An 849-nucleotide genomic window follows, 5' to 3' on the forward strand; every position below is an offset into this window, starting at 1 on the left:
ACTAAGACCATGTCTCACGTCGCGGATTTCGTTCGCAGGTCAGTGTGGTAGTGAGCGGGCGATTCGGAATCCGACGTCGTCGATGTGGAGCGTGGGGTGGCTGCGACGTCGCACCGAGGCTCGGCAACTCCAGTGCTCGTCGAACCAGCCGCCCCCCCGAAGCACGCGGTAACCGCCGTACACGTCGGGGTCGTAGATGTCCCAGCACCATTCCCACACATTGCCGAGCATGTCGTACAGCTCCCAAGCGTTGGGTTGCTTCGTACCGACCTCATGCACGCGATCGCCGGAATTCGCACGGTACCAGGCGATCTCGTCGAGCTGGCCGTAGCGCGGACCGGTGGTGCCCGCATGGCACGCATATTCCCATTCTGCTTCGGTGGGCAGGCGATACCCATCGGCCGACTCGATCTGGCCGACTTCCTCCTCGCCAGCACCGATGGAGTACACCGGTGTCAGGCCGACTTGCTCGGACAACGCATTGCAGAAACGAATCGCGTCACTCCACGACACGCTGTCGACGGGCAACCGGTCGCCTCGAGTGTCACTCGGCCACTGACCGGTGACCCGGGCGTATTGCGACTGCGTCACCGGGACTGCCGTCAGCTGGTAGGCGCCGACTTCAACCGACCAGCTGCGTTGGGTCCGCCGATCCGACAGTTCCACGGACCCAGGCAGTATGTCGACCATCTCGATTCCCACGCGCACGTTCACAACGCAGGAATGCTAGCGATAGCGGGCAAGTTTCTTGTAGCAGGTCAATGCGGCGGCGAGGGTGAGGAAGCCGAGGTAATGGGTGGCTTTGCGGTCGTATCGGATCGAGAGCCGGTGGTAGCCGAACAGCCAGGC

The 849-nt window shown here is 62.9% G+C and carries 1 protein-coding gene; it reads right to left on the reverse strand.

Annotation, left to right across the window (positions count from 1 at the left end; translation table 11 throughout):
• Positions 1 to 39: 39 nt before the first annotated feature.
• Positions 40 to 690, reverse strand: coding sequence for a formylglycine-generating enzyme family protein (locus NV1_RS41660; protein ID WP_067905271.1), 651 nt, complete (start codon positions 688 to 690; stop codon positions 40 to 42).
• Between the last annotated feature and the right edge of the window lie 159 nt (positions 691 to 849).

This window comes from Nocardia vaccinii NBRC 15922, from assembly GCF_001613305.1.
GTDB lineage: Bacteria > Actinomycetota > Actinomycetes > Mycobacteriales > Mycobacteriaceae > Nocardia > Nocardia vaccinii.